The 26,345-nt window shown below is 68.7% G+C and carries 24 protein-coding genes; 14 read left to right on the forward strand and 10 right to left on the reverse strand.

Annotated elements, in window-relative coordinates:
- Positions 1-105: 105 nt before the first annotated feature.
- Positions 106-360: a hypothetical protein gene (locus ACIBK0_RS40720; RefSeq protein ID WP_399091760.1), complete on the reverse strand. Its 255-nt coding sequence runs from the start codon at positions 358-360 to the stop codon at positions 106-108.
- A gap of 135 nt (positions 361-495) precedes the next feature.
- On the opposite strand from ACIBK0_RS40720, the gene ACIBK0_RS40725 reads away from it, so the two are divergent.
- From ACIBK0_RS40725 to ACIBK0_RS40735, 3 genes are all read left to right on the forward strand, one after another.
- On the forward strand, positions 496-1,218 hold the full coding sequence (locus ACIBK0_RS40725) for a VOC family protein (RefSeq protein ID WP_399091763.1): 723 nt from the start codon (positions 496-498) through the stop codon (positions 1,216-1,218).
- Positions 1,219-1,314: 96 nt separating this feature from the next.
- Complete coding sequence (locus tag ACIBK0_RS40730) at positions 1,315-1,572, forward strand: hypothetical protein (protein ID WP_399091921.1); 258 nt, start codon at positions 1,315-1,317, stop codon at positions 1,570-1,572.
- A 1-nt stretch (position 1,573) separates the two neighbouring features.
- Positions 1,574-2,119 carry an AAA family ATPase gene (locus ACIBK0_RS40735; protein WP_399091903.1) on the forward strand — a complete coding sequence of 182 codons (546 nt, stop codon included), beginning with the start codon at positions 1,574-1,576 and terminating at the stop codon, positions 2,117-2,119.
- Between the two features lie 287 nt (positions 2,120-2,406).
- On the opposite strand, the gene ACIBK0_RS40740 is transcribed toward ACIBK0_RS40735, so the two are convergent.
- The 3 genes from ACIBK0_RS40740 to ACIBK0_RS40750 form a co-directional block, all read right to left on the reverse strand.
- Positions 2,407-3,060 carry a class I SAM-dependent methyltransferase gene (locus ACIBK0_RS40740; protein ID WP_399091766.1) on the reverse strand — a complete coding sequence of 218 codons (654 nt, stop codon included), beginning with the start codon at positions 3,058-3,060 and terminating at the stop codon, positions 2,407-2,409.
- A gap of 574 nt (positions 3,061-3,634) precedes the next feature.
- Positions 3,635-4,273: an HD domain-containing protein gene (locus ACIBK0_RS40745; protein WP_399091769.1), complete on the reverse strand. Its 639-nt coding sequence runs from the start codon at positions 4,271-4,273 to the stop codon at positions 3,635-3,637.
- A 675-nt stretch (positions 4,274-4,948) separates the two neighbouring features.
- On the reverse strand, positions 4,949-5,680 hold the full coding sequence (locus tag ACIBK0_RS40750) for a nitroreductase (protein ID WP_399091772.1): 732 nt from the start codon (positions 5,678-5,680) through the stop codon (positions 4,949-4,951).
- Between the two features lie 465 nt (positions 5,681-6,145).
- On the opposite strand from ACIBK0_RS40750, the gene ACIBK0_RS40755 reads away from it, so the two are divergent.
- From ACIBK0_RS40755 to ACIBK0_RS40765, 3 genes are all read left to right on the forward strand, one after another.
- Positions 6,146-6,832: a TetR/AcrR family transcriptional regulator gene (locus tag ACIBK0_RS40755; RefSeq protein WP_399091775.1), complete on the forward strand. Its 687-nt coding sequence runs from the start codon at positions 6,146-6,148 to the stop codon at positions 6,830-6,832.
- A 174-nt stretch (positions 6,833-7,006) separates the two neighbouring features.
- Positions 7,007-7,540, forward strand: coding sequence for a DUF4863 family protein (locus tag ACIBK0_RS40760; RefSeq protein ID WP_399091778.1), 534 nt, complete (start codon positions 7,007-7,009; stop codon positions 7,538-7,540).
- Positions 7,541-7,644: 104 nt separating this feature from the next.
- Positions 7,645-8,625, forward strand: coding sequence for a GlxA family transcriptional regulator (locus tag ACIBK0_RS40765; protein WP_399091781.1), 981 nt, complete (start codon positions 7,645-7,647; stop codon positions 8,623-8,625).
- Between the two features lie 181 nt (positions 8,626-8,806).
- Here ACIBK0_RS40765 and ACIBK0_RS40770 read toward each other — a convergent pair whose 3' ends face one another.
- On the reverse strand, positions 8,807-8,995 hold the full coding sequence (locus ACIBK0_RS40770) for a hypothetical protein (protein ID WP_399091784.1): 189 nt from the start codon (positions 8,993-8,995) through the stop codon (positions 8,807-8,809).
- A gap of 341 nt (positions 8,996-9,336) precedes the next feature.
- Between ACIBK0_RS40770 and sigJ the strand changes: the two genes are divergently transcribed.
- The 4 genes from sigJ (at position 9,337) to ACIBK0_RS40790 (ending at position 12,427) form a co-directional block, all read left to right on the forward strand.
- Positions 9,337-10,227, forward strand: coding sequence for an RNA polymerase sigma factor SigJ (gene sigJ / locus ACIBK0_RS40775; protein WP_399091906.1), 891 nt, complete (start codon positions 9,337-9,339; stop codon positions 10,225-10,227).
- Positions 10,228-10,425: 198 nt separating this feature from the next.
- Positions 10,426-11,346 (forward strand): NADP-dependent oxidoreductase, encoded by a 921-nt coding sequence (locus ACIBK0_RS40780; protein ID WP_399091787.1) that lies wholly within the window; start codon positions 10,426-10,428, stop codon positions 11,344-11,346.
- 14 nt (positions 11,347-11,360) lie between these two features.
- The gene (locus ACIBK0_RS40785) at positions 11,361-11,843 is read left to right on the forward strand and encodes a cupin domain-containing protein (RefSeq protein ID WP_399091790.1); all 483 of its coding nucleotides are present in this window, start codon (positions 11,361-11,363) and stop codon (positions 11,841-11,843) included.
- Between the two features lie 125 nt (positions 11,844-11,968).
- Positions 11,969-12,427 (forward strand): carboxymuconolactone decarboxylase family protein, encoded by a 459-nt coding sequence (locus tag ACIBK0_RS40790; RefSeq protein ID WP_399091793.1) that lies wholly within the window; start codon positions 11,969-11,971, stop codon positions 12,425-12,427.
- Positions 12,428-13,562: 1,135 nt separating this feature from the next.
- On the opposite strand, the gene ACIBK0_RS40795 is transcribed toward ACIBK0_RS40790, so the two are convergent.
- Positions 13,563-13,898, reverse strand: coding sequence for a hypothetical protein (locus ACIBK0_RS40795; protein ID WP_399091796.1), 336 nt, complete (start codon positions 13,896-13,898; stop codon positions 13,563-13,565).
- A gap of 85 nt (positions 13,899-13,983) precedes the next feature.
- Here ACIBK0_RS40795 and ACIBK0_RS40800 point away from each other — a divergent pair, with 85 nt between their 5' ends.
- Both ACIBK0_RS40800 and ACIBK0_RS40805 read left to right on the forward strand, forming a co-directional pair.
- Positions 13,984-16,785 carry a SpoIIE family protein phosphatase gene (locus tag ACIBK0_RS40800; protein WP_399091799.1) on the forward strand — a complete coding sequence of 934 codons (2,802 nt, stop codon included), beginning with the start codon at positions 13,984-13,986 and terminating at the stop codon, positions 16,783-16,785.
- A gap of 477 nt (positions 16,786-17,262) precedes the next feature.
- Complete coding sequence (locus ACIBK0_RS40805; protein WP_399091802.1) at positions 17,263-17,979, forward strand: hypothetical protein; 717 nt, start codon at positions 17,263-17,265, stop codon at positions 17,977-17,979.
- 281 nt (positions 17,980-18,260) lie between these two features.
- Here ACIBK0_RS40805 and ACIBK0_RS40810 read toward each other — a convergent pair whose 3' ends face one another.
- From ACIBK0_RS40810 to ACIBK0_RS40825, 4 genes are all read right to left on the reverse strand, one after another.
- A complete protein-coding gene (locus ACIBK0_RS40810) occupies positions 18,261-19,292 on the reverse strand; it encodes a LacI family DNA-binding transcriptional regulator (protein WP_399091805.1) in 1,032 nt (343 codons plus the stop codon).
- A gap of 75 nt (positions 19,293-19,367) precedes the next feature.
- Positions 19,368-20,204, reverse strand: a complete 837-nt coding sequence (locus ACIBK0_RS40815) for an ATP-binding cassette domain-containing protein (RefSeq protein ID WP_399091808.1) — start codon at positions 20,202-20,204, stop codon at positions 19,368-19,370.
- Positions 20,201-21,196, reverse strand: coding sequence for an ABC transporter permease (locus ACIBK0_RS40820; RefSeq protein ID WP_399091811.1), 996 nt, complete (start codon positions 21,194-21,196; stop codon positions 20,201-20,203). Before ACIBK0_RS40820 ends, ACIBK0_RS40815 begins: the two co-directional genes overlap by 4 nt.
- Before the next feature lie 155 nt (positions 21,197-21,351).
- Positions 21,352-22,374 (reverse strand): sugar ABC transporter substrate-binding protein, encoded by a 1,023-nt coding sequence (locus ACIBK0_RS40825; protein ID WP_399091814.1) that lies wholly within the window; start codon positions 22,372-22,374, stop codon positions 21,352-21,354.
- Positions 22,375-22,597: 223 nt separating this feature from the next.
- Between ACIBK0_RS40825 and ACIBK0_RS40830 the strand changes: the two genes are divergently transcribed.
- Positions 22,598-23,560: a carbohydrate kinase gene (locus ACIBK0_RS40830; RefSeq protein ID WP_399091817.1), complete on the forward strand. Its 963-nt coding sequence runs from the start codon at positions 22,598-22,600 to the stop codon at positions 23,558-23,560.
- 220 nt (positions 23,561-23,780) lie between these two features.
- Positions 23,781-26,342 carry a GH32 C-terminal domain-containing protein gene (locus ACIBK0_RS40835; RefSeq protein ID WP_399091820.1) on the forward strand — a complete coding sequence of 854 codons (2,562 nt, stop codon included), beginning with the start codon at positions 23,781-23,783 and terminating at the stop codon, positions 26,340-26,342.
- Positions 26,343-26,345 lie beyond the last annotated feature (3 nt).

Below are 26,345 nucleotides of genomic sequence, written 5' to 3' on the forward strand. Positions count from 1 at the left end.
ACTACCTCGTCACCGTTCCCTACGTGGACGAGGCCCGCATCGGCGTGTTCGGCATGTGCGCCGGCGGCGGCTACACCTGAGCCGCCGCGATGACCGAACGCCGGTTCAAGACGGTGGCGACCGGGCGCCTACCACCTCGCGGACAAGCTGCTGACCCAGCCTCTGCTGCTCGTCGTCGGCAACAAGCCGGGTGAGTTCGGCGCGTACCGGGACGCGTTCGAGGTCTTCGACCGGGCCGCCTCCAAGGACAAGGAGGTCCTGGTGATCCCGGACGCCGCCAGCGTTTCGGGCAAACCGGCTGCCTCCCCGGCTTGACGGGCTGGCGCAGCCGGTGCCGCGGACGACGGTGCCGTTCCGCACGGTCGTCATCTTGTGGGGACCGGGCTCCCTCGCGACGGCAAACTCGGATGCGGGTGCCGCGCGGCCACCCCTAGGCTGCGCTCGCGGGGCGGGCGAGGTGCCGTATCGACCGTCAGCGGATCGGAGATGCACGGGATGACCAGTCAACTGTTCGCGATCTGCTTCAATGCGACCCGGCCGTCGGGCCTGGCGCGGTTCTGGTCCGGGGTCCTGGGCTGGGAGTTGGCCGACGGTCCGGACGACGACGTCGCGATCCTGCCCCCTGATACCGCCGGGTTCCGCATCCGTTTCCTGCCGAGCCAGGAGCCGAAGACCGGTCAGAACCGGGCGCACTTCGACCTGACGAGCACCTCCCCGGAGGATCAGCAGCAGACGGTGGCCAGGGCCCTGGAGTTCGGCGGGAAACACATCGATGTGGGCCAACTCCCGGAAGAGGGGCATGTGGTGCTCGCCGATCCAGACGGCAACGAGTTCTGCGTCATCGAGGCGGGCAACAAGTTCCTCGCCGACACCGGCTTCATCGGAGCGCTGGCCTGCGACGGTACGCAGGAGGTCGGTTACTTCTGGAGCGAGGCGCTGCGGTGGCCGCTGGTCTGGGACCAGGACCAGGAGACCGCGATCCAATCGCCGAACGGCGGTACGAAGATCACGTGGGGTGGTCCTCCGGTGGCACCGAAGACGGGCACGAACAGGCTGTACTTCGAGCTGGCGCTCCCCACCGACGCCGACTGGGAGGCGGAGGTCGAGCGCCTGATCTCGCTCGGCGCGACGCGCACCGACACCGGCGAGGGCCACGGCGGCCGGGCGCTGATGCTCGACCCCGACGGCAACGAGTTCTCCGTACAGAGGCCCCGGTAGAGGGGCTGTTGTCGGCTGGGCCCGCGTTTCATAGGCGTTCGCCTGCGAAACGCGCGGTCACTCGACAGTCGACCTGCGGCGATCATGTTTCATGAGTTGTACACGCGTCCGGACCTGAACCGCACCGATCTTGAGAAGGGGTACACCGACTTCGTCCTGTCCACCGAGCCGGAGATCGGCGTCGCGGGCGCCGCGTGGAAGCCCACACTGTCCATCAGGCGGGAGACCTCTTACGTCCAGGAGTGGCTGAAACTCCGCTGGTGCGAACGCTTTGCACACCGCGCTCGTGGACAACCAGACGATCCCGAAGCTGTTCCCGCTGACGTCTCCAGCTCTGTCAGCGGGCGCCGGTAGGTTGGCCCCCGTGTTGGTGGGCACCGAAGATACCCGGCTGGTCGTCCTGCGGGGCAACAGCGCATCGGGCAAGTCGAGCGTCGCGGCCGGCCTCCGCGAGAAGTTCGGCCGGGGCCTGGCCCTGGTCGGCCAGGACAACCTTCGCCGGGTCGTGCTGCGCGAGCGGGACCGGCCGGGCGCGGCGAACGTCGGCCTGATCGACACCGTCGCCCGCTATGCCCTGGACGCCGGGTACCACGTCGTTCTGGAGGGCATCCTGTACGCCGGCCACTACGGCGAGATGCTCGGGCAACTGCGCGCTGACCACCGCGGCCCGACTCACGGCTACTACCTGCACGTGCCGTTCGAGGAAACCGTCGCTCGGCACGCCACCAAGCCGATCGCCAACGAAGTCGGAGAGACGCAACTGCGCGACTGGTACCGCGAGCTGGATCTACTGCCCAACGGCGTCGAGATCGTCATCGACGCCGACAGCGCCCTCACAGAGACCGTCGACCGCATCATGCTCGACACCGGCCTGGCCGGCCTCCCCGCACTGGAGCACTGACACTGGCGGCAGCCGAAGGCCGTCCCCCAGAGCCACTTCAAGACGTCGGAAAGCCGCAGGATCTCCACGGGCGGGGCCGCTTGAGGCCAACATGCCGGGGCCGCTGAACAACGTCACAGCCAACGTCACCCGAGCGAGTGTGCCAATGTCCCGTCTCTGCCGATCTGGCACCTGCCTCAGATGATCTGGTCCGATTCGCCTGCGGTCTCAGGTGACCTGGTTCGCTTACGTGTTTGAAGCGGGCGTCGCTACTACTTAGCCGAGCATCCTGGGTATCCCGCGTCTCCTTAGCCAGCGGTGGTCGGCGGTTCTGCAATGCCGATGAAGTTCCCGGCCATGGTCCGGATACGGACTGACCAGCCCAGCGCGGTGAGGTCGTCCGTGAGGCTCTGGGCATCGTGGAATACCTTCACGATGCGGTACTGGCTGCCGTCATCGAGCCGACGCAGCGCCGCCGGGGTCGGCTGGTTCGCGAGGACTTCCTCGTACGCGGCTGCGGCGGGCCCGTCGTCGATGAAGATCGCTTTGCCGCCCGGCGCGAGTGAGGCGGCGACGGTGTTCCAGAAGTCGGGCAACCGCGTCGGCGGGACATGGGAGAGCCAGAAGGCGAAGAACACGGTGTCGTAGCGTCGTGGCGCCTGCCACTCGAACAGGTCGGCCTCAAGGAATTGGACGGAGGGGGATGCGGTGCGCGCTCGAGCGAGGGCCAACACTTCGGTTGCCGCATCTACGGCCGTCACCGAACGTGCCCGTGCGGCGAGCCTCAGGGTCCACTGGCCCGTTCCGCAGGCCAACTCCAGCACATCCCCGGCAATCGGGAGGTCATCGACGACAGCCAGCAATTCCTGCAGGGCTTCGTACTCTGCGTAGGGCCGGTCGTATTCGGCCGCGCCGGCCCTGTAGTAGGCCCTCTGCTCTGCCAGGAGAGCGTCGACGTCCATGCAGGTTCCTCTCATCCGGGTTCGGTCAAAGCGAATCACGCTCAGCTCGCCGGCTTGGTTGCCCCGGACACTGTCGGCCTTCACCTTTGGGCAGGGTCAAGACTCAGAACGCCGGTGACCACTGAGGGGGGGGCAGAGCGAGGAACAGCCCCGTGACGGACCAGCTCGCCATGAGGGCAGGTACTGCGGTCAGAAACCGGCGCGGGATAGCTGCGGTACCCGCATCCGGGGCGGAGGCAGACCCGGGCACCGGCCGGCGTTGCATCCGTCTCGGGGATGAGCCGGATCGCCACCGCGAGGAGCAGGAAGACGCAGGTGAGAACGGAGAAGACGCCGAGCAGCCCCACGACGTACACGGCGAAGTCGACCGTCACCATGAAACGACCGTCACCATGGTGACCGAGAAGCCCCAGCGCTCCGGTAGAGGGGATAGACCGGTGAGGGTGCACTCGCAGTCGCCATCAGAACGACGGTGGTGACCATCAGAACGGTGAAGGCGGCGCGTCGTCCCAGACGGCGAGGTCCGCGGAGGGAACCGGGCGGTTTCATCGGCACGCCCGTGGCTGCTGCCGGCTCACTGCGACCAGGGGGCATCAGTGATGCGCTCGATCACGGATGTGCGGTGGAAGCCGGGAACGAAGCGTTCCAGGTAGTCCGCATTGATGGTCCCGTACGTGGTGTCCGGACGGTCCTTGAGCCCCTCGACGAACGCCTGCACGAATTCCTTCTTGAAGTTTCCGCGCGGATGAGCGGCGACGATCTCGTCCACCTGGTCGCCCTCCAGTCCGTCCAGACCCCAGCCGACCGCGTCGGTCAGCACGCCGTAGTTCGTGGCAGCGATTTCCGGGCCCATCCGGCCGGGAATCCCCGGCGTCGTGTGCAGCGCGATCGCCGTCCAGACCACTTCGGCGGCGCTCTTGGGGAACCCGCGGTCGAGCAGGAACTTGCACGCGTGGTCGGCGCCGTCGAGCTCGAAACGCTGTTCCTCCTTGGAGAACGGGGTCAACAGGCCGGTGTCGTGGAACATCGCGGAGATGTAAAGCAGCTCGGGATCGGGCTGCAGGCCCAACTCGCGCGCGTGCAGGGAGGCGAAGAGAAAAACACGCCGGGAGTGATGGAAGATCAGGGGCGTGGTCGTATCCCGGAGGTGGCTCGTGGCCTCCGCGACGGCCGAGGTCTCGGGGATTTCCACCCCTGCGATGATGTCGGTCATGTGTCCGCTTCTTCCGGTGCGATCTGTTACGGGTGGACTGTGCGTGCGTTGTCCACAGTGCCGACGATGCGGACTTCGGCACCGCATCGGACCGGCCGTGAACCACTCAAATCCAGCCACTTCAGGATGGGGCTGCGAGCTGTGACACGCATCGGACGGCGGTCCTCGCCCACGATGCGGTTCGACTGCTGGATGCCGCCGGTCCGCCGAAGTGTTCGCGGGGCGTGCGTGGTCGGCGCCGACCACCGAATCGTGCGGGTGTCGGCGTCCGGTGCCTACGTCGCCTCCTCGACCGGCATCCGGACCGCCAACGGCAGCGCCGCCACGCAACCTGCCCCAGTGGACTCGCCGCCGGCATCCGAAGATCGCGTCGAACCCGGCGCCGGCTCTCATCGAGGAGGGCGGGACGGCCGAAGGGGGCCTTGACCGGATTCCCCGCCGGCACCCGTCGGCGCCCCGTGCGCCAACCGCGCGCGCCAAGGCTTCCCGGACCGGGTCGACGACACGTCCCGCACCGGCCTCGGCCTCATCCGCTGGACGGCGCCACCTGCCTGTACGTGCGGGATCGGGGCGTTTTGCGCGGTGGTCTCGCCGACCGGGACCCGCCACGTGGTGATGCCGCTGTTCATGGTGGGCTCGATGATGTCCCGCACGCGGGGTCCGCCGGCAGCGCCTCTACTCCGCTTCGTCTCCGTGAAAGGTCGCGAAGGAACCGACGGGCTCGCGCGGGGTGCACTGCCGGTTCAGGCGGTGCGCGGGGTCGGCGTACCCGAGGGCGAGTCCGCAGACGATCAGCTGATCGTCGGGAATCAGCAGGCGCCGGCGCAGCACGGGGGAGAAGTCGATGAGCGATGCCTGGGGACAGGTGTCCAGGCCGTCGCCGCGAGCGGCGAGCATCAGGGCCTGCAGGAACAGGCCTGCGTCGACGAGGGCGCCCTGCAGCGGATGACGGCCGGCCGTGAGGACGATGCCGACGGGCGCACCGAAGAAGTCGTAGTTGCGCCGGTGGTGGTCCAGCCGGGCGCCGGTGTCGTCCGCGCGGATCCCTAGCGTGTCGCGGTAGAGGCTCTCACCGAACCGGCGGCGGCGCGACCGGTACGGCTCGCGCCATCCGTCCGGCTCGGGCTGGTAGTCGTAGTCCCGTCCCCGCCCGTCGTCGTCGGCGTGGGCCCGCAGGAGGGCCGCGCTCAGTGCGCGTTTGGCCGCCCCGGTCACGACGTGGACCTGCCAGGGCTGGCTGTTGGAGTTGCTCGCGGACCGGGCGGCCAGGGCCAGGAGCCGCTCGACGGTGGACCGGGGGACGGGTACCGGCAGGAACGCGCGCACACTGCGCCGGCTGCGGAGGGCGTCCTCCACCGTGACCGGTACTGGTACGGAGGCCGGCGCCGTGGCCGAGGAGTGGGTCATGGCCTTTTCCATGGTCAGGCCGCGGACTGACTGGTCCCGGAGGAGACGTGTCCGGCCGGCGCGGGAAACGGCGGGGTCGGCGTTCCGTATCTGACGACCGGGTGGCTCGTCGTACCGGCCCGCGGTGCCGGGCGGTGGCCTCCGGGCACAGGCGCCGTCCGATCCACACCGAACCAGCGACGAGATCTTCTCCGGGCGTTCCGGTTCCTGGCGGCATCGGGGTCCGGAACGCTGCGGTGGATCGGCATCGTGCACTCCTCGCGTTCGGTCACCAGGCTCTGTGGGTCGCGCCAGGCTAGAGGCGGGTTTTAGTTACAGTCAATAGCTGTAAAGAAAACCTGGGGCTGCCCTCACGGCGTCTGGTAGAGCCGGTGCGGGCAGCAGGCCGGAGTCCGCGTAGTGTGCTCGTGCGGGGGAGCGCGGATGGGCAACCGGCTTCGGCCTTGTGTGTTCGGAAGGGATGAGATGGCGAAGCCGAAGACGACGCGTTCCGGTGAGCGGGCCGACGGGCGCCGGGGTCGCCCGGGCGCGGAGCCGGTCGCCTCTGCCGGCGGACGGCCCCGGGATCCGGCCATCGAGGAGGCGATCATCCAGGCCACGCGCAAGCGGCTGGCCACCGAGGGCTACTCCTCCATGACAATCGGGGACATTGTCGCGGACGCCGGCGTCACACGGCCTACTCTGTACCGGCGGTGGGCGAACAAGTACGACCTTGTCATCGATGCCCTCGAGTACGGATTGCGCAAGCAGCGTGAAGCCTATCCTCCGCTGGACATGGAGCAACTGGCCCCGCGTGAGGCGCTCGTCGAAGCGGTACGGCGTCTCGACCCCCGTTACCACAACGAGCGGGCCATGGCCCTGCACGGCAATTTCATGGCCGAGGTGGAGCGGGCGCCCGGCCTGCTGGACCAGCTGCGCGAGCACGGCGTGCATCCCCGCTGCGAGGAACTGCTGATGACGCTCGTCTCGCTGCAGCGCCGCGGCGCCGTGCGCGAGGACGTGGACCTGGACATGGTCGTCACCCTGTGCTTCGGAAGCTACTTCGCCGACTACCTCCGGGCCGGCCGGGAGGTCCAGGCCGGCTTCGCGGAACGGGTCGTCGCCGCGCTCTGGCCGACGCTCGCCATGGAGGGTGAGGTCCGACCCGTCTGACAAGGGTCCCTTCGGGCCAGGGCCGAGGGCACGGCCTCCGGCCGGCACCGGCGGACGAGGTGCTGCTTCGCCCCGCCACCGAGGCGCCGATTTCGTTACAGCTATTGACTGTAACGAAAAGCCGAGTCATCGTTATGGGGTCAGACCCAGTGGCGACACGAGAGGACTCCGCATATGAGTGCGGACAGCCGCAAGGCACTGATCGAGCGCAGCATCCCGTTCCTGGCCGAGGTCAGGAACCGCACGGCCGGCAAGGACCTCGAGAGCTGGCTGAACACCACCTACGGTGCCGGCAGCGAGCTGTACCAGGACCTGGCGCACTTGATCAAAATCGGTGTCCTGGAGGAGGGCTGGGCGGCGCACATCGAGGTCGACGGCGCCCGCTACCGCCGCAGCCTCATCGCCGAACCGACGGCCGAGACCCATTACTTCAGCATCACCGCCGTCTACATGGACAGCGTCGAGCGCTACCGGGGCCAGTACCACGCGCACCCGTACGGCGAACTGAACCTCGTCGTCCCCATCGACCCCGGAGCCGAGCTGGTGGGTCCGAACGGCTGGCAGGGGCCGGGCTGGACAGCACCCGCCCCGGGCAGCCACCACTACCCCGAGGTACGCGGAGGCGCGCTGATCGCCCTCTTCTACCTCCCCGCCGGACGCATCTCGTACGACATCAGACCTCCGCGGTCCGCCGGTGCAGCCGCGTAGGTCGGCGCCACACGGGAGCTACGGTCTGAAGGACATCGGGTCGTTGTGCGCGGCATCGGTCCGGCCATGAATCACTCACATCCAGACGCCTGAGGCCGGCAACTGTGAGCTCCGGGACGCACCACCGGGTCGCCATCCTCGTCTACGACGGGGTGAAACTTATGGACGTCGCCGGTCCCGCCGATGTGTTCGCGGAGGCGAATCGACTCGGTGCCGACTACAGAATCGCTGTGCTGTCGACGACCGGTGCCGACGTCAGGTCGTCGGTCGGCATACGGATCGCCGTCGACGGCAGCCCCGCTACCGAGCCGGCCCCGGACACGTTCGTGGTGCCGGGCGGGGACGTCTATCCCAGGACTCCCATCAGGCGCGAGCTGGTCGAGGCTGCAAGGGACCTGGCAGTTCGCTCCCGCCGTGTCGCCTCCGTCTGCTCGGGGGTGTTCGTCCTCAGTGCCACCGGCCTGCTGGACGGAAAGCGTGTTACCACCCACTGGAAGGTCGCAGGCGAACTCGCCGCCCGGTGTCCGAAGACCCACGTGGAGCCCGATGCCATCTACGTGCGCGACGGCACCACGTTCACGTCGGCGGGCGTTGCCGCCGGCATCGACCTGGCGCTGGCCCTTGTGGAGGAGGACCACGGGTCCGAGCTGAGCCGGGACGTCGCCCGCGCCCTGGTGGTCTACCTGCAACGCCCGGGAGGTCAGTCGCAGTTCTCCGCCCCGCTGCAGTATCCTCCACCCCGGTCTCCCGCGCTGCGCACGGTCGTCGACCGGGTCCTGGCGGATCCTGCGGGGGACCACTCCCTCGGTGAACTCGCCAAACACCTCCACGTCAGCGCCCGGCATCTCACACGACTGTTCCGCGAGGAGCTGTCCTCCACGCCGGGCCGGTACGTCGAGTCGATCCGGCTCGACCTCGCGAAGTCGTTCCTCGACCAGGGGCACACCGCGACGCAGGCAGCCGCCCTGGAGGGATTCCCGAGCTACGAGAGTCTGCGCCGAGTCTTCGTGCGGGAGTTGTCCATCAGCCCCGCTGCCTATCAGCGCCGCTTCCGAACCGTTCGCCACGCACGGACGGGGCGGTGACGGGATGGCGGCCAGGCTTGCTCGAGACCGTCGAACTGGGTTCAGGCCGCGCTCCGCCACCGGGAGGCGACGGTGAGCCGCACGCCGGCGACGAGGTCAGGGCGGATGCGCACCGCGTCGTCCATGGCCTGGTCGCCCCAGCGAGTGAGCAGCCTCTGGTGGCGGGCCAGTTCAAGTTCAGCTACGCGTCCAGGGACTGCCGCGCGGTTGACGCGCGCGCATAGCCGAGGCGGATATGCCCGACCAGCTCGGCGCCGGCACTGACGGGCCGGGGCAGCTCGATCTGTACGGACCCTGGTTTGCGTACGGGCGGGGTCGGCACGTTGAGCGCCTTGGCGAGGGCACGAGGCGGAAGCGGGCGGTGTGGCACTGGATGGTCACCTTGCCCTTGCCCTTGCCGGTTCGGTACGGGGAGCCCGCGGGGCGGCGCAGGTGGACATGGGGCAGTCGTGCGATTCCACGCGCTTGAAGTCGTCGCTCACCAGCCCGCACTGTTCATGAGCCTGTTTCTGACGCCCAGTCGTTTGCAACGGCATATGAAACATGATCGCCGCAGGTGGACCGCTGCGCGGCGGGGTGTTTCACAGGCGACCACCTGTGAAACATCGCCCTCGTCGGCGGTCCGAGTGTCCGAGCTGACGGAGCTGTCTGCGAAGATCCCGAGTTCGGATGGCTACGCTGGATCCCAAGCTGGAGGAGGTTGCGATCTGTATGGGCGACGGGCACGGGCCCGGACGGTCTGAGCAGGAGGACTCGCTCGGAGCCGGATGGGAGAGGCACCGGCCCGCGGTTTTCGGTGTGGCTTACCGGCTGCTGGGGAGTGTGGCCGATGCCGAGGACGTGACCCAGGATGTGTGGCTGCGGGCGGCCGGAGCGGATCTGCAGGGCATTGGTGATCTGCAGGCCTGGCTGGTGACGGTGGCCGCGCGGCGGTCGTACGACATCCTCAAGAGTGCCCGTTTCCGCAGGGAGAGCTATGTCGGACCGTGGCTGCCGGAGCCACTGCTCACGGGGCCGGACGCGTCGCAGCCGGTACTTGTCGATGAGTCCGTCAGCTCGGCGCTGCTCCTGATCATGGAGGAGCTGTCCCCGCCGGAGCGGGTGGCCTTCGTGCTGCACGACGTCTTCGGTCTTGAGTTCGACAAGATCGCCGAAGTGCTCGACGTCTCCGTGCCGGGTGCCCGGCAGCACGCCTCGCGGGCGCGACGGAGGGTGGCCAAGGCGAAGCAGTCCATGCCGCAGGCGTCGAAGGCGGAGCGCGAACGCGTGCTGGCGACATTTCGCGCAGCCTACGAGGCCGGGGACCTGGCCGGCTTGGTCAGGCTCCTGCACCCGGACGCCGTCTACGTCACCGACGGCGGCGGCAGGGTCTCTGCGGCCCGCAAGCTCATCCACGGCGGCGAGCGCGTTGCCGAGGTCATGGTGCGTGTGGGGCGCCAGTGGCACCCGGACCGCATCGACTTCGCCGAGGTCGGCGGCGAGCTCGCCGTGGTGTTCTACCGCGAAGGCCGGGTCTACTCCGTCGACACGGTCCAGATCACAGATGGTCTGATCAGCGCGTACCGCAGGGTCATCAATCCCGACAAACTCCTGCGCATCTGAGCTGTCACACCCGGAGGGGCTACCTCGTCTCCCTGATGAGAACGCAAGACGGGCGACGAAGGAATGCGCAAGCAGGTGAAATCGATCATGCGGAACGGCATACATCTACCTGCTGCACCTTTCCCGATCACGAGCGGCCATGAGCCCTGTGTGTGAACGGGCTGCGCGCTCGAGTCGCCCCTCCCAGGAAGGACCTGTATGCAAGCCATCACGGTTCGAGACCGTAACGCCGGTCTTGCCGGGATGTCCCTGACGGACATGCCCTACCCCCATGCCGCCGAGAACGACGTCATCGTGCGGGTGCACGCCGCGGGCTTCACCCCCGGAGAGCTGGACTGGCCCGCCACGTGGACCGATCGCGCCGGCCGCGACCGGACGCCGAGCGTGCCCGGGCACGAGCTCTCGGGTGTCGTCGTAGAGCTGGGGTACGGCACCACCGGCCTGAGCGTCGGCCAGCGGGTGTTCGGCCTGGCCGACTGGACCCGCAACGGCACCCTCGCCGAGTACACCGCGGTGGAGGCCCGCAACCTCGCCCCGCTGCCGACGGACATCGACCACACCGTGGCCGCCGCGCTGCCGATCTCCGGGCTGACCGCCTGGCAGGGTCTGTTCGACCACGGCCGCCTGACCACAGGCCAGACCGTCCTGATCCACGGTGCCGCGGGCGGCGTCGGCTCGATCGCGGTACAGCTCGCCCGCGAGGTCGGCGCCCGCGTCATCGGCACAGGCCGGTCCGCAGCCCGGGACAGGGCACTCGCCCTGGGCGTCGACACCTTCATCGACCTGCAGACCGAGAAGCTGGAGGACGCCGGCGAGGCCGACGTCGTGTTCGACGTGATCGGCGGCGACATCCTCGACCGCTCGGCCGCCCTGGTCCGCCCCGGTGGCACGCTCGTCACCATCGCCATGCCGCCCAAGGCCCAGCCCAAGGACGGGCGGGCAGTCTTCTTCGTCGTCGAACCCGACCGCGCCCGGCTCACTGATCTCGCCGCGCGGCTGAGGAACGGCCGGCTCAAGCCGGTCGTCGGTGCTGTACGGCCGCTCGCCGAGGCACCCGCCGCGTTCGCCCCCGGCAAGCGCACCTCGGGCAAGACGATGATCCGCGCCACGGAAGACTGAACAGGAGACCGATCATGATCGGAATGCGGATCGCCGGCGGCTTGCTGGCCGTCGCCACGCTGGCGGCGGCCACGGCCTGCTCGACCTCGGACCAGCCCGCCCACGCCAAGGGGACGACCGCGGCCGTGGCATCGCCTGCGGCCGTGGCATCGACGCGCCCCACCGAAACCCTCAAGCCGCTGCTCCAGCAGGCCCTTCCGAATGTGAAGGGCAAGACGTTCACCTCGGTGATCGTCGACTTCCCGCCCAACACACGCGCGACGCCGCACCGGCACGGTCAGGCGTTCGTCTACGCCTACGTCCTCGAAGGCACCGTGCGCAGCCAGCTCGAAGGCAAGCCCGTGATCACCTACCACCAGGGCGATAACTGGGTTGAGCCGCCGGGTGCCCACCACGTCCTCACCGAGAACACCAGCCCGACCAAACGGGCCAAGCTCCTGGTCATCTTCGTCTCCAACACCGGAGACAAGCTCAAGGTCGACGACACGAAGTCATAGCCCGGAGCACGCACCGGGCGGCAACGCTCTGCACGAACTCGGCCCCTGCCACAACACACACCGCCCGCCACCAAGACGCGCCCGAAGGGCGCGGCGCAAACCACACGAACGAATCGAAGGAAACCGTGACCGACACCCAGCGCGTCAACATCGGCAAGCAGCACCCGGCCGCCTACAAGGCCCTCATCGCCCTGTCGTCGGAGGTAGACGAAACCGCTTCCGCAGCGGGCCTCGACCCGCTCCTGGTCGAGCTGCTGAGGATCCGCACCTCCCAGATCAACGGCTGCGCGTTTTGCCTGCGCATGCACACCCGCGACGCCCTCAAGAAGGGCGAAAACCCCGACCGGATCGCCGTGCTGCCCGCATGGGCAGAGACCGGCTACTTCTCTGAGACCGATCGCGCCGCCCTCCGCCTGACCGAGGCGATCACACGCGTGTCGGACGGACACGTAAGCGACGAGGACTTCAACGCCGCCGCGGCCGTGCTCACCGCAGACCAGGTCTCGGCAATCGCCTGGCTGGCAACCGTGATGAACGCCTTCAACCGCGTCGCGATCACCAGCCGATACCCCGTCGGCAGCTGACCTCGAGGGTGACACCGGCGGTGATACGGGCTGCCGAAGCCTCCACCGTCGTGAAGATGATGGTGGAATCACCTCGGGCAGCGCGGTGGAGCAGCCGATCACGTCACCTGATGCGGCGGCGCTACCGGTAGCACAGCGTCTCGCCCGGCCGCACGGAGACGGGTTGAGGACGTTGGTCGGCACGGTGCCGACCGACGATCGTCTGCACCGAGCAGCGCGGCGAAGTCCTGCCCCTGCCCGAGACCGCAGGGCGACCTGACAGGGGTAGCCATACGAGCTTGCGGACCGCCGCCGACAGGACGGGGCTGTCGCGCATCTGTACGGCCTGCTGGTTGGCTGCCGGTCACTGGGGCATCGGTGCTCGGTCCCGCTGAGCGATGACCATGGCCAGGTCGTCGTGAAACCGGCCCCGCCCCGCGGACTGGCGCCCATCGGCGGCGATCCTGTGTACCAGGGGCCCGGATGCAAGATTGGCCCATGCCATGACACGTTCGGCCAGCGGGTGGAAGACGCCCTCGGCGTTGCGGGCATGCGTGTCGAGTCGGACCCCGATGACGGCAAGACCTTGCTGGTGTGCGCGTCCGGTACGGCGGGGTAGGCGTGGGGACCGGCGCAGAGCTGCAGTGCCGTGACTTCTTCTCGGGGGACGCGTTGTCCGTGGTGCACACACCGCATGCGGACCTCACCGGCGGCCCCGTGCTCGACGGCCCTCGATCCCCGCCCGGCGTTCGGGGGCCGTCGTCTGCGCTTGTCGGCGTCCCGCAGACCAGACACAGCTCAGCCACATCCCGGGTGCGGGCCGTGACCACCATCGCGTCGCCGCCGTCCGCCACGTCCTCGACGACCAGCACCGACAGCCTGGAAAAGTACACGGCCATAGCATCCGGCTCACCACCGACACCCCAGCCCCGGTCAACCCGGCAGGCTCGCTCCACGGATGCGCACCGCACCACACGGCTGTGGTGCGCTCGGGGGCGCGCATCACGCGCACGCCAGTCCGCCGGCGCGCCCTCCAAGCTGCAGCGCCGCCGGGGCACCTTCTGACGCTGCGCCGGGCCGCGGAGCCTCGCCTGATCACGGGGGAGCCCCCGGCGCCGCTGCCGAGGGCTCCCCCTGGTTTTGTGAGGAGTCGTCTCTACGAGGAGTCGCTGCCCACGAGCATGCGCAGCTCGAAGGCGGACCGGGTGGCCGGATGGGTCCTCTCCTTACCCATCACGGAGCCCAGCCATCCGAGCAGGAAGGCCAGGGGGACCGAGACGATGCTTGGGTACTTCAGCGGGAAGACGGCGAAGTCCATACCGGGGACCAGTGCGGCCGGACTTCCGGAGACGGCGGGAGAGAGCACGGCCAGGGACACCGAGCAGATCAGGCCGCCATAGACGCTCCACAGTGCTCCTGTGGTGGTGAAGCCCCGCCAGTACAGGCCGAACAGCATCTCCCCGCCCCGCGCACCGCTAGCGGCCCGCCCCACGCACCCCTAGTAGATGGTGAGCAGCCTCCCGCCCAGGTCAGAACACCCCGTCTCCCGCCGAAGCACAGCGGTGTATGAAGGGTGCATGGAGGTATTTTCCGGGCATCCTCGAAGCCCGGCGCGTCATCCGCCCGCCGGACGCTCGCGGGAACGTCGCGCTTCCCTGCTGGACCTGCGCAGTGCGGCCGGGCAGGTGTTCCTTCTCCAGGTCGTGATCGTGGTGCTGCTGGTGGTGGCCGCGGTGGTGGGCATGGTGCTCCAGGCGGCGCGTGACGCTGTGCAGCAGGGGAGTCGGGAGTCGGTCGTCGCGGCCCAGTCGTTCGCGAGTGCTCCTGGCGTGGTCGAGGCGCTGCAGAGCCGGGATCCGACGGCGGTGCTCCAGCCCCGGGCCGAGGCGGCGCGGAAGCGCACGGGCGTGGATTTCGTCGTCGTCTTGGATACGAAGGGGATTCGTTATACGTACCCCTACCCGCGAGAGATCGGGAAGAAGTTCGTCGGCACCATCGAACCGGCGCTGGAGGGCCGTACCGTCGTCGAGCAGGCCGGCGGGCCGCCTCTGCCCGCCGGCAAAGGGACGGCCGTGCAGGCGGTGGTCCCCGTGATCGACTCGCGCGGCAAGGTCGTCGGCCTGGTCTCCGCCGGGATCACGGTCAAGAACGTGGCGAGCCTGTGGATGCCGCAGCTGCCGATCATCCTGGGCAGCGGCGCGGCCGCGCTGGCGCTGACCATGACGGGAACGACGCTGGTGTCCCGGCGGCTGCGGCGGCAGACGCACGGCTTGGCCCCGGCGGAGCTGGCGCAGTTGTACGAGCACCACGACGCGGTCCTGCACGCGGTGCGGGAAGGAGTGCTGATCACCGGCGCCGACGGACGACTGTTGCTGGCCAACGACGAGGCGACGCGGCTGCTCGGACTGCCGGCGGACGTGCAGGGGCGCCCGGTGCGGGAGCTGGGACTGCCGGAGCAGATCACGCGCCTGCTGACGTCGCCGGAGGCGGTCACCGATGAGGTGCATCTCGCGGGGGACCGGTTGCTGGCAGTGAGCAAGCGGCCGACGTACCCGCAGGCCGACCGCGGAGGCAGCGTGGTGACCCTGCGGGACACCACGGAGCTGGCGGCGGTCTCGGGGCGGGCCGAGGTCGCGCGGGAGCGGCTGAAGCTGCTGTACGAGGCCGGAGTGCGGATCGGGACGACGCTGGATGTGGGGCGTACGGCCGAGGAACTGGCCGACGTGGCGGCGCCGCAGTTCGCCGACCTCGTGACGGTGGATCTGCTCGACGCGGTATTGCGGGGGTGGGAGCCGACGGCGGAGGGATGGCGGCATCTGCGCCGGGCGGCGATCGGCGGCGAACAGCGGATGGTCCCGGTGTACCCGCTGGGCGAAGTGATCACGTTCTCGCCCCGAACCCCGCAGATGCGGACGCTGCAGGAGGGAAGCGGCGTGCTGGAGGCGGACCTGCGGCAGGCGCGCGGTTGGCGGGCACAGGATCCGGAGCGCGCTCGCAAGGCCTTGGAGTGCGGGTTGCATTCGCTGGTGAGCGTGCCGCTGCGGGCGCGGGGCGTGCCGCTGGGCGTGGCGAACTTCTACCGGGCGGGGGATTCCTCGGTGTTCGAGCCGGAGGATCTGTCCTTCGCGGAGGAGCTGGCGGCGCGGGCGGCGGTGGCCATCGACAACGCCCGGAGGTTCACCCGGGAGCACGCGATGGCGGTGACACTGCAGCGCAGCCTGCTGCCGCGGGGGCAGCCGGAGCAGGACGCACTGGAGGTGGCCTGGCGGTATCTGCCCGCAGAGGCGGGGGTGGGCGGGGACTGGTTCGACGTCATCCCGCTTCCGGGCGCTCGCGTGGCGCTGGTGATGGGTGACGTCGTCGGTCACGGGCTGCACGCGGCGGCGACGATGGGCCGGCTGCGCACCGCGGTGCACACCTTCTCCACCCTGGACCTGCCCGTGGACGAGGTGCTCGGGAACCTGGACGACCTGGTCTTCCGCATGGACAACGAGGAGAACACGGGCGATGTCGCGGAAGGCCACGAGGGGGAGGGCGTGACCGGAGCGACATGTCTGTACGCGGTCTACGACCCGGTGACGGGGACCTGCACGATGGCCCGTGCGGGACACCCGGAACCGGTGGTGGTGCGCCCGGACGGGACGGTCACCTGCCCCGACGTGCCGGCCTCGGCGCCGCTCGGCCTGGGCGGCTACCCCTTCGAGACCGCCGAGCTGTCCCTGCCGGAAGGTTCACAACTGGTGCTGTACACCAACGGCCTGGTCGTGGACCGCACCCATGACATCGAGGTCGGGCTGGAGAGGCTGCGCCGGGCGTTGGACGGGTCCGGGGGCCGCACTCCGGAGGAGACGTGTCAGGCGGTGATCGACGCGCTCAAGCCCTCTCACTGCTCCGACGACATCGCGCTGCTGGCGGCGCGTACCCGGATGCTCCCGCCCTCGCGCGTGGCCGAGTGGGACGTGTCGCAGGACCCGGCGGTGGTTCCCTCGGTGCGAGCGCGCTGCAGAAAGACGTTGCTGGAGTGGGGGCTGGAGGAGACCGGATTCACCACGGAACTGATCCTCAGCGAATTGGTCACGAACGCGATCCGGTACGGCTCACCGCCGGTCGGCGTGCGGCTGCTGCGCGGACGCTCTCTGATCTGCGAGGTGTCGGACGGCAGCGGCACCTCGCCGCGCCTGCGGCGGGCGGCGACCACGGACGAAGGCGGGCGGGGACTGTTCCTGGTGGCGCAGTTCGCCCAGCGATGGGGAACGCGGTACACAACCCGCGGCAAGGTCATCTGGGCGGAACAGCTTCTTCACGACGGCGCATCCGCCGCCACGGGCCACACTCCGATCGACGTTCTCCTTGAACAGTTCGATGATCCCAGCATGTGAGCTCGGACAGCGCGCTCACCGGGGCGACCGCCCTGCCTCGAAGCCTGGTGCCACCTGCGGGACGCCGAACTCGCCCGTCGCGCCCGTGCAGCACTCATCTGACATGCACAAAAAGCTGGACTGGCGGTGGGGCTGCGCAGTCCCACCCGTCCCGTGCCCCGTCAGCGGACCGCCCTCGCCGAACCTCCCCCCAACCGACCAGGCGGCGGGCGTCCCCGCCGTGCCGGAGGGGATGGGGTCGGTTGGCGCTTGGCCGACGGAGGTCCCCGTCAATTTCCGTGGGCGTCTCTTATGCGTCGGGGTGCTGAGTTGTGTCGAGTGCCACTTTCGCGCTGTACAACCAAATCGTTGATCTCTGATCGTTACGCCAAGACACCCTAACGGGCTGGTAAAGCCCGCTGGTTGTGGGCTTTGATGTCGGCTCGGCGCGACCGGCATCGTGGACGCGCCCATGGACACATAAGGGTGGGAACCAACGTGAAGTCAGCTCTGGGACGCGTCCTGGTCGGCATCGGTGTGACGGCGGCGCTCACCGCGACGGCCGCATGCGGTGGGCAGGACACCCACGACAAGAGCAGCGGGTCGAAGAAGCCTGCGACCAAGGCATCGTCCGCAGCTCCGGAGGCTCTGAAGCCGCTCACCGAGGCGCAGTTGACGAAGGCTGCGATCACCAAGGCGGATGTGAAGGGTTACCGCGTCGGCAACACACCCGACGATGAGATCCCGGAGGTGAGCGTGCCCGCGAAGCCCGCCACCTGCCAGGCCATCGCCGACATGTTCCTGCTCGGCACCGAGCCCGACGCCACGGCCCGTGTGTCCCGTTCGCTGACCAGCCTGGAGCGGACCGACGGCACGATGCTCCGGATGGGTCTGCTCGCGCACAAGGAAGCGGACGCCAAGAAAGTGGTCGCCGACCTTCGCACCCAGAGCGAGAAGTGCAACTCCTACGAGCACACCGACTACCAGTACACCGGCGTCAAGCCTCTCAAGTCCCCTGACCTCGGTGACGAGGCGGTGTCGTACACGATGACCAGTGACATCGACGGCGACAAGATCCCGGTGACCTACTCCGTCGTGCGCAGCGGCTCGACCCTGGTCGTCTTCTACGCGATGAACGCTCTGGGCGGAAAGGCCCCCGAGGTGCCGGCCGCTGTCATGGAGGCGCAGGTCACCAAGCTCGAGAAGGCCGCCTAACAGGGCCCGGTTCGACATGAACTAAGGGCCCGGCAGAAGAGCTGACGCTGTTGGTAAGTCCACCCCGCTGGATCTCATCCAGCGGGGCGGACTTACCGGGAGCCAGATCATCAAATCCCGCGTTCCTCGTAACCGCTGGCGCGGCTGCACTCTACGTCGGCCACCCGGCGCTCCAGCAGGTCGAGGGCCCGAGGAGCAAGTCAACGGATGAGCACGCGGGTCGACTCCTTGTGCTCCAGTGGCCCCGGTGTCCTCTGACCGGCAGGAGTCCGCCGAGAGGATCAAGCCTCCTGCAGCACCGGAGCAGGGCGCTCGGCCGAGCCCCGGACGATCAGTCGGGTGGGGACGGTGATGGTGCGGGCGCGGGAGCGGTCGCCGTCCAGGCGGGCCAGGGCGGTCGTCGCTGCCGATCGGCCGATTTCCTCGGGGTCCTGGGCGACGACGGTCAGGGCCGGTTCGAGTGCCTCGGCAAGCTCCACGTCGTCGAAGGCGACGACGGCGACGTCCTTCCGCTTGCTGCGGGCGAGTTCGGCGATTATCCCCAGCGCGACGATGTTGTTGCCGGCGAACAGCGCGGTGGGGGGATCCGCCAGGCCCAGTAGCTGGGACGTGGCGGCGGAGGCACCGTGCTGGTCGTGGGCGTTGGTGACCAGGGAGCGGTCATATGGGAGGCCGGCTTCCTGTAGGGCCGCGCGGTATCCGGCCAGGCGCTCGCGGCGTGTGTAGAGCTTGGTGGGAAGGTCGCCGATGAAGCCGATGCGCCGGTGGCCGTGGGCGATGAGGTGGGCGACGCCTTCGTGGGCGCCCGCGCGGTTGGTGCTGACGACGCTGTCCGTGGCCAGGCCCGCGCCCGGGCGGTCGACGAAGACGACGGGCAGGCCCGCGGTGCGGTGGCTCTTGAGGTGTGAGTGGTCGGCGCCGAGGGACGGCACGACCATCAGGATGCTGACACGGCGCGCGAGGAACTTGTCCGTCAATGCGCGTTCGCGGTCGGGATCGTCTGCGGAGGAGCCCATGAGCAGGGTCAGGCCGCGGTCGCGGACTGTGTCCTCGATGCTTCTGGCCACGGCACCGAAGAAGGGGTTGCCGAGGTCGGGGATGACCAGTCCGATGGTGGTGTCGGGTCCGCCGACGCGGATGTTGCGGGCCATGAGGTTCGGCTGGAAGCCGAGCTTGGCCACGGCGGCGAGAACCTTTTCCCTGGTCCGGGCCGAGGCGGGTCCGTCCTCGTTGAGGACACGGGAGACGGTCTTGGCGCTGACGCCCACTTCTCGGGCGACGTCTGCCAGGGTGGGGCGGCGGTTCGCTGCCATGGAGGAAACAGTCTCCTGTGCTCGTCGGTTCCGGCCGCGGCCTCGGCCGGAACCTGTGAGTGCTTCAGCTGTACGTCAGTTGGCCTGGACACCTGCGGCCTTCGCCGCCTCGGAATCCGCTACGACAGTACCTCCGGTCTCATCGACGGTGAGCGCGCCGGTCATGATGGCGACGACCTCCGCCATGGAGTAGTCGGAGGGCTTGATCACGGCAGCGCGCCGGCCGAGTCGGTGGACGTGGATCCGGTCGGCGATCTCGAAGACGTGCGGCATGTTGTGGCTGATCAGGACGACCGGCATGCCCTTGTCCCGGACGCGGCGGATGAGGTCCAGGACCTGGCCGGATTCCTTGACGCCGAGAGCGGCGGTGGGTTCGTCCATGACGACGACGCTGCGGGCCCATGCGACGGAACGGGCGACAGCGACGGCCTGCCGCTGTCCGCCGGAGAGGGTCTCGACCGACTGTGTCAGCGAGCGCAGGCCGATCTTCAGGTCGGCCATGTGCTCGGCGGCCTCCTGGCGCATGCGCTTCTTGTCCAGCATGCGGAAGACACTGCCGAGGACGCCGGGGCGGCGGAGCTCACGCCCGAGGAACATGTTCGAGGCGATGTCCATCGAGGCGGCCACGGCGAGGTCCTGATAGACCGTCTCGATGCCGTGGGCGCGTGCGCTTTGCGGACCGGAGAACTGGATGGGTTCGCCGCCCAGGCGTATCTCGCCCGCGTCGGGGACCACCGCGCCGGTGAGGGCCTTGATCAGGCTGGTCTTGCCGGCTCCGTTGTCGCCGATGACGGCGAGGACCTCGCCGGGCAGGAGGTCGAAGTCGGCGCCGTCGATGGCGGTGACGTGGCCGTAGCGCTTGATCAGACCGCGGGCCTGCAGCACGGGGGTGGGGGAGGACGTGGCGGTCATCGGGCCTTCTTCCGGGAGATCTGGTCGACGGTCACCGCGAGGATCACCAGGATTCCGGTGATCAGGGTCTGGTAGATGGAGGCGACGCCCATCAGCTGCAGGCCGTTGCGGAAGACACCGACGATGAGGACGCCGATGAAGGTGCCCAGGACCGATCCGCGTCCGCCGAAGAGGCTGGTGCCGCCGAGGACCACGGCGGTGATGCTGTCTAGGTTGTCGGTCTGTCCTGCCTGGGGGTCGCCGACTCCGGTGCGGGAGATGAGCAGCAGGGCGGCGATTCCGTACAGGACGCCCGCCACGGTGTAGATGCCGATGGTGAGCCGGGAGGTGCGGATGCCGTTCAGCCGCGCTGCTTCCTGGCTGTTGCCGAGGGCGTAGACGTGTCGGCCCCAGCCGGTATTGCTCAGCGCGTAGGCGAGGAGGAGGAACAGGGCGATGGTGACCAGGGAGCCGTAGGTGATGTCGGTGTGGCCGAGCGGGAAGGTCTGCCCGAGGGCCGTCAGCGGGCCGGGCAGGCTGGTGACCGTCTGCTCCTCGGAGTAGATGTGGGTCAGCGCGAACGCCACGTTGAGCATGCCGAGCGTGACGATGAACGGTGGCAGCGGGATCTTCTGCACGAGCAGCCCGTTGAGCAGCCCGAAGCCGCCGCAGACGACCAGGCCCAGAGCGATGGCGACGAGCGGGGGCACGGAGCCCTCGGCGGCCATCTTGGCGATGACGATGCTGCCGAACGCCATCACGGCTCCGCACGACAGGTCGATGCCCGCGGTGAGGATGATCAGGGTCTGTCCGATGGCGAGGGTGCCCACGACCATGACCTGCTGCACGATCAGGGAGAAGTTCCCGCCCGTGAGGAACTGGTCCGAGGTGACGGAGAAGAAGACGCAGGCCAGGAGGAGGGCGACCAGCGGTCCGGTGGTCGGTGCCGTGAGCAGTCTGCGGGCCGTGGTCGGTGCTTTGAGCTCGGCGTACGGGGTGGTCGTGGCTGTCATGCGAAGTCCTTGTCGGAAGACAGAAGTCGTTGTCCGTCCTTGCCGGAGGACAAGAGGAGGACAAGAGGACGAGGGGGCGGCCGTCCCGGTCGGGGAGGAGGGGCCGGCCGCCCCGCTGAGGGGAGAGGCGGTGTCGTACGGTCCTCGGGGGCGGCTCAGCCCCAGCAGTTCTCCAGGCCGTAGGCGGTGTCCTTGGACGCGACCCCGTCCTGTGCCTTGTCGGAGATCAGGGTGACGCCCGTGTCGGTGTAACCGGACGCCTTCTTGCCGTCCTTGGCGTACGTCACTACGGACTTGACGCCCTCGGCGGCCATCTTCAGCGGGTACTGCTGGGACGTCGCGGCGATCTTGCCGTCCTTGACCGCCTGAGTCCCGGTGCAGCCACCGTCGACGGAGACGATCAGCACGTCCTTCTCCCGGCCCTTGGCCTTGAGCGCGGTGTACGCGCCCAGGGCGGCCGGTTCGTTGATGGTGTAGACGACGTTGATGCCGGGCTCTTTCTGGAGGCAGTTCTCCATGGCGGTCTGGCCCTTGGCCTGGTCGCCGCCGGTGTCCTGGGAGCAGACGACCGACGGGTCCTTCTCGTCGATGCCGAAGCCCTTGAGGAAGCCGTTGTGCCGCTGGACGCCGACGGAGACACCCGGCGCGAGGTCGAGGGTGGCTATCTTGGCGGTCTTGCCCTTCATCGCTGCCTTGGCGTACTCGCCGATCAGTTCGCCGGCCTTGAGGTTGTCGGTGGCGAAGAGGGCGTCGACCGCGCTGTCCGGCTCGGTCGGGGTGTCCAGGGCGATGACCAGCACGCCCTTGGCGCGGGCCTTTGCGATCGCCGGCACGATGGCCTTGGAGTCGCTCGGGGTGATCAGGATGCCCTTCACGCCGGAGGCGACCATGTTCTCGATGGCCGTGACCTGACCGGCGTTGTCGCCGTCGAACTTGCCTGCGGCGGTGACCAGTTGGGCGCCGTTTTCCTTGGCGGCCTTCTCCGCGCCCTCCTTCATCTTCACGAAGAACGGATTGGTGTCGGTCTTGGTGATCAGACCCACCTTCACGCTGCCCGAGCCGGTGCTGGCGGAATCGGATCCGGAGCCGGATCCGCAGGCCGTCAGGGTGAGGGCTGCGATGCCCGTGCACGCAGCGACTCTGAGGAGAGAAAGGGGCAGACGAGGGGTGCGAGACATGAACGACTCCTGCGGGATTGCGAGCGGCGCGGCCGGCATCGGAGCATGCCGTCCCGAGGTGTCATCGTTGACTTATGTCATCGTTGACACTGCTTGCCGAGGATGATGGACTCCGCCTCCCGGCAACGTCAATGCCTTGCACCCGACGCAAGTCCGTAACGACCGCGGCGGCCGCCCGGTTCGTGCCCGCTTTCGCTCGTACGTTCGCAGAGAAGAGCAGCCCATGAGCCCACGTCAGATAACCGTCCTGGGGGAGTGCGTGGCGGACGCGTTCGCCGAACCCGCCAGCGCTCCGAACGAACTCGCCCTGCGTGTGCTGCCCGGTGGCGGGCCCGCGAACACGGCGGCGGCCCTGGCCCGGCTGGGCACCCCGGCCCGCTTCCTCGCGCGGCTGTCCGACGATGTATTCGGCCGCCTGTTCCGCTCCCACCTGGAGGCATCCGGGGTGGACCTGTCGCACGCCGTCACGGCCGCGGAGCCCAGTACGCTGGCCGTGACGGAACTGGATGCCCAGGGGCAGGCCGTGTTCTCCTTCCATGCCGAGGCCACCGCCGACTGGCAGTGGACGAACGAGGAGCTGGCCGGCGTCGATCTGTCCGAAACCGCCTGCGTGCATACCGGCTCTCTGGCCCTGGTCCGCGAGCCCGGGGCGGCGGTGGTGGAGGAGTTTCTGGCAACCGCCGCGCCCCAGGCCACCATCAGCATCGATCCCAACGTCCGGCCGCTGCTGGTGCGCCCCGAGGTCTACCGGGCGAGGCTGGCGCACTGGTGCGAACTCGCCGACGTGCTGCGGCTGAGCGAGGACGACCTGGCACTCCTTCTGCCCGACACGTCCCCCGAGCGGGCGTGCGACATCTGGCACGCCGCGGGGGCGCGGCTCGTCGTGATCACGCGCGGCGCCGAAGGCGCCCTGGCCTCGCTCGGCGGCGAGCGGCTGCGGGTCCCCGCGGTGGCGACGCGGGTGGTCGACACGGTCGGGGCGGGGGACTCCTTCACTGCCGGGCTGCTGCACCACCTCGGCGCCCACGGCCTCCTCGGCGGCAGACTGACGAGCGTCCGTCTCGGCGATGTCGCGGAAGCCTGCCAGTTCGCAGCCCAGGTCGCGGCTCTGACCTGCTCGGTTGCCGGTCCCAATCCGCCATGGCAGAGCCAGTTGACGCAACTCGCCACAGCCGACGGCGTATGACGGGCAGGTGGCCGCGTAGGGGTACGTCACGCCCGAACTGGTTGACGCACGGGCCGGATTGCCCCCATCATCGGGCCACTCGATGTCATCGATGACACAAGTCAACGATGACACCCCTGTCGGCGCCGGGGACGACCGCGCCGACAGGGTGTCACTCTTCGGTCCGTCCGCGCCGGGCAGCAGGCTCCGCTGCGCGGACGGCCGCGGCACAGGAGACATCATGAGCTCTGGACGTGTATCCCGGCATGCCCGCGTACGGATGATCGCGGCGGTGGCGACCGTCTGCGCCTTGTCCGCCGCCCCGCTCGCTCCACAGGCCCTCGCCGCCGACACCCCGCCGTACTCCGAGACCTACCGTCCCCAGTTCCACTTCACACCGGAGAAGAACTGGATGAACGATCCCAACGGCCTCGTGTACTACAAGGGCGAGTATCACCTCTTCTACCAGTACAACCCGGGCGGCAACTCCTGGGGCGACATGTCCTGGGGGCACGCGGTGAGCACGGACCTCGTGCACTGGAAGCAGCTGCCGCTCGCGTTGTCGTACGACGACAAGGAGATGGTGTTCTCCGGCAGCACGGTCGTCGACTGGAACAACACCACCGGTTTCGGCACGAAGAAGAACCCGCCCATGGTGGCGATCTACACCAGCTACTCGAAGACCACCGGCAGGCAGGCCCAGTCGCTCGCTTACAGCACCGACCGCGGCCGCACCTGGACCAAGTACCAGGGCAATCCCGTCCTCGACATCGGCTCCGATGAGTTCCGTGACCCCAAGGTCCAGTGGTACGAGCCGACCAAGAGCTGGCTGATGACGGTGTCGCTGTCCACCGAGCACAAGGTGCGGTTCTACTCGTCGAAGAACCTCAAGGACTGGAACCTGCTCAGCGAGTTCGGGCCGGCCGGCGCGACGGGCGGCGTGTGGGAGTGCCCCGACCTGTTCCCCCTCGCGGTCGACGGGGACGAGAACAACATCAAGTGGGTCCTGGTCGTCAACATCAACCCCGGCGGTATCGCGGGTGGTTCGGGCGCCCAGTACTTCGTCGGCGACTTCGACGGCAAGAAGTTCACCGCCGAGGACAAGGGCACCTACACCCCGCCCGCCGGCACGGTGATGCAGGACTTCGAAAGCACCGACTTCGGTACGTGGACGACCACCGGCACCGCGTTCGGCGCGGGTCCGGCGGCCGGGGCGCTGGACGGGCAGGGGACCGTCGACGGCTTCGACGGCAAGGGCCTCGCCAACAGCTTCCATGCGGGTGACGGCACCACCGGAACCCTCACCTCACCCGAATTCACCGTCGACAGCCCCTACCTGAACTTCAAGGTCGGCGGTGGACGACACCCGCACGAGCCCGGAACCGCCCTGGAGCAGGGACCTCCGCCTGAGGGGACGGTCCTGGCCGACTTCGAAGGCGGCAGCTACGGCGACTGGACGAAGACCGGAGACGCCTTCGGCTCGGCACCGGCCACCGGCACCCTCCCCAACCAGCAAGACGTCTCCGGATTTCTGGGCAGTGGCCTGGTCAACACGTACCTGAACGGCGACTCCACCACCGGCACCCTCACCTCGCCCGAATTCACCATCGACAAGAATTACGTCAACTACCTCATCGGTGGCGGCAACCACCCCGTCGGCTCCGCCAACCCCACCGCCGTAGAACTCCTCGTCGACGGCCAAGTGGTGCGCAGCGCCACCGGAAAGGACACCGAGGCGCTCAACTGGGCTTCCTGGGACGTCAGCGACCTCACCGGCAAGAGGGCGCAGATCAGGATCGTCGACGACAACACCGGCGGCTGGGGCCACCTCAACGTCGACCACATCATGCTGTCCGACACCAAGGCCCAGCCCGTCTCCCAGGAGACGTCCGTCAACCTGATCGTCGACGGCCAGGTCGTCCGCAGCGCCACCGGCTCCCACAGCGAGACCCTGGACTGGGCCTCCTTCGACCTGCGTGCCTACGCCGGCAAGACGGCGCGCATCCAGATCGTCGACATGAACACCGCCGGCTGGGGCCACGTCCTGGCCGACCAGTTCACCGCCGCCGAAAAGCCCGCCGAGTCCGTCGTGCAGCGCGCCGACTGGGCCGACTACGGCAAGGACTACTACGCGGCGGTGTCCTGGGAGAACGTGCCGGGCGACAAGCGGTACATGATCGGCTGGATGAACGACTGGGAGTACGGCGGCTCCATCCCCACCTCGCCTTGGCGCAGCGCGCAGAGCATCCCCCGCCAGATGGCCCTGCGCACCGTCGACGGCCGGATCCGGTTGACCAGCGAGCCGGTCGACAGCCTCGCGTCTCTCCGGGAGAAGTACCCGGCGACGGCGGCCGACGTCACCGTCACGAGCACCTCACAACCCCTGATAGGTCCTACGGCCAGGGGCAAGGCACTCGACATCGAGGCGACCTTCTCCCTCAAGGACGCCGAACGCTTCGGGCTGAAGGTGCGTACCGGTGCCGGAGGCGAGGAGACCGTCATCGGCTACGACACCACGACTCAGGAGTTGTACGTCGACCGAACCCGCTCCGGTGCCGTGGACTTCAACAGTGCCTTCCCCGGCGTCCAGCGAGCACCGCTGCAGGCCAAGAACGGCAAGGTGAAGCTGCGGATCCTCGTCGACTGGTCGTCCGTCGAGGTCTTCGGCGGCAGCGGCGAGGCGGTGATCACCGACCAGATCTTCCCCGACCCCACCAGCCAGGGAGTGCAGGTCTTCGCCGATAACGGCTCGGTGAAGCTGGAACGGGCCCGCGTCTGGCACCTCGACTCCTACCGCGACTGATCC

Origin of the sequence: Streptomyces sp. NPDC050564 (assembly GCF_044457265.1) — a bacterium.
Classification (GTDB): domain Bacteria; phylum Actinomycetota; class Actinomycetes; order Streptomycetales; family Streptomycetaceae; genus Streptomyces.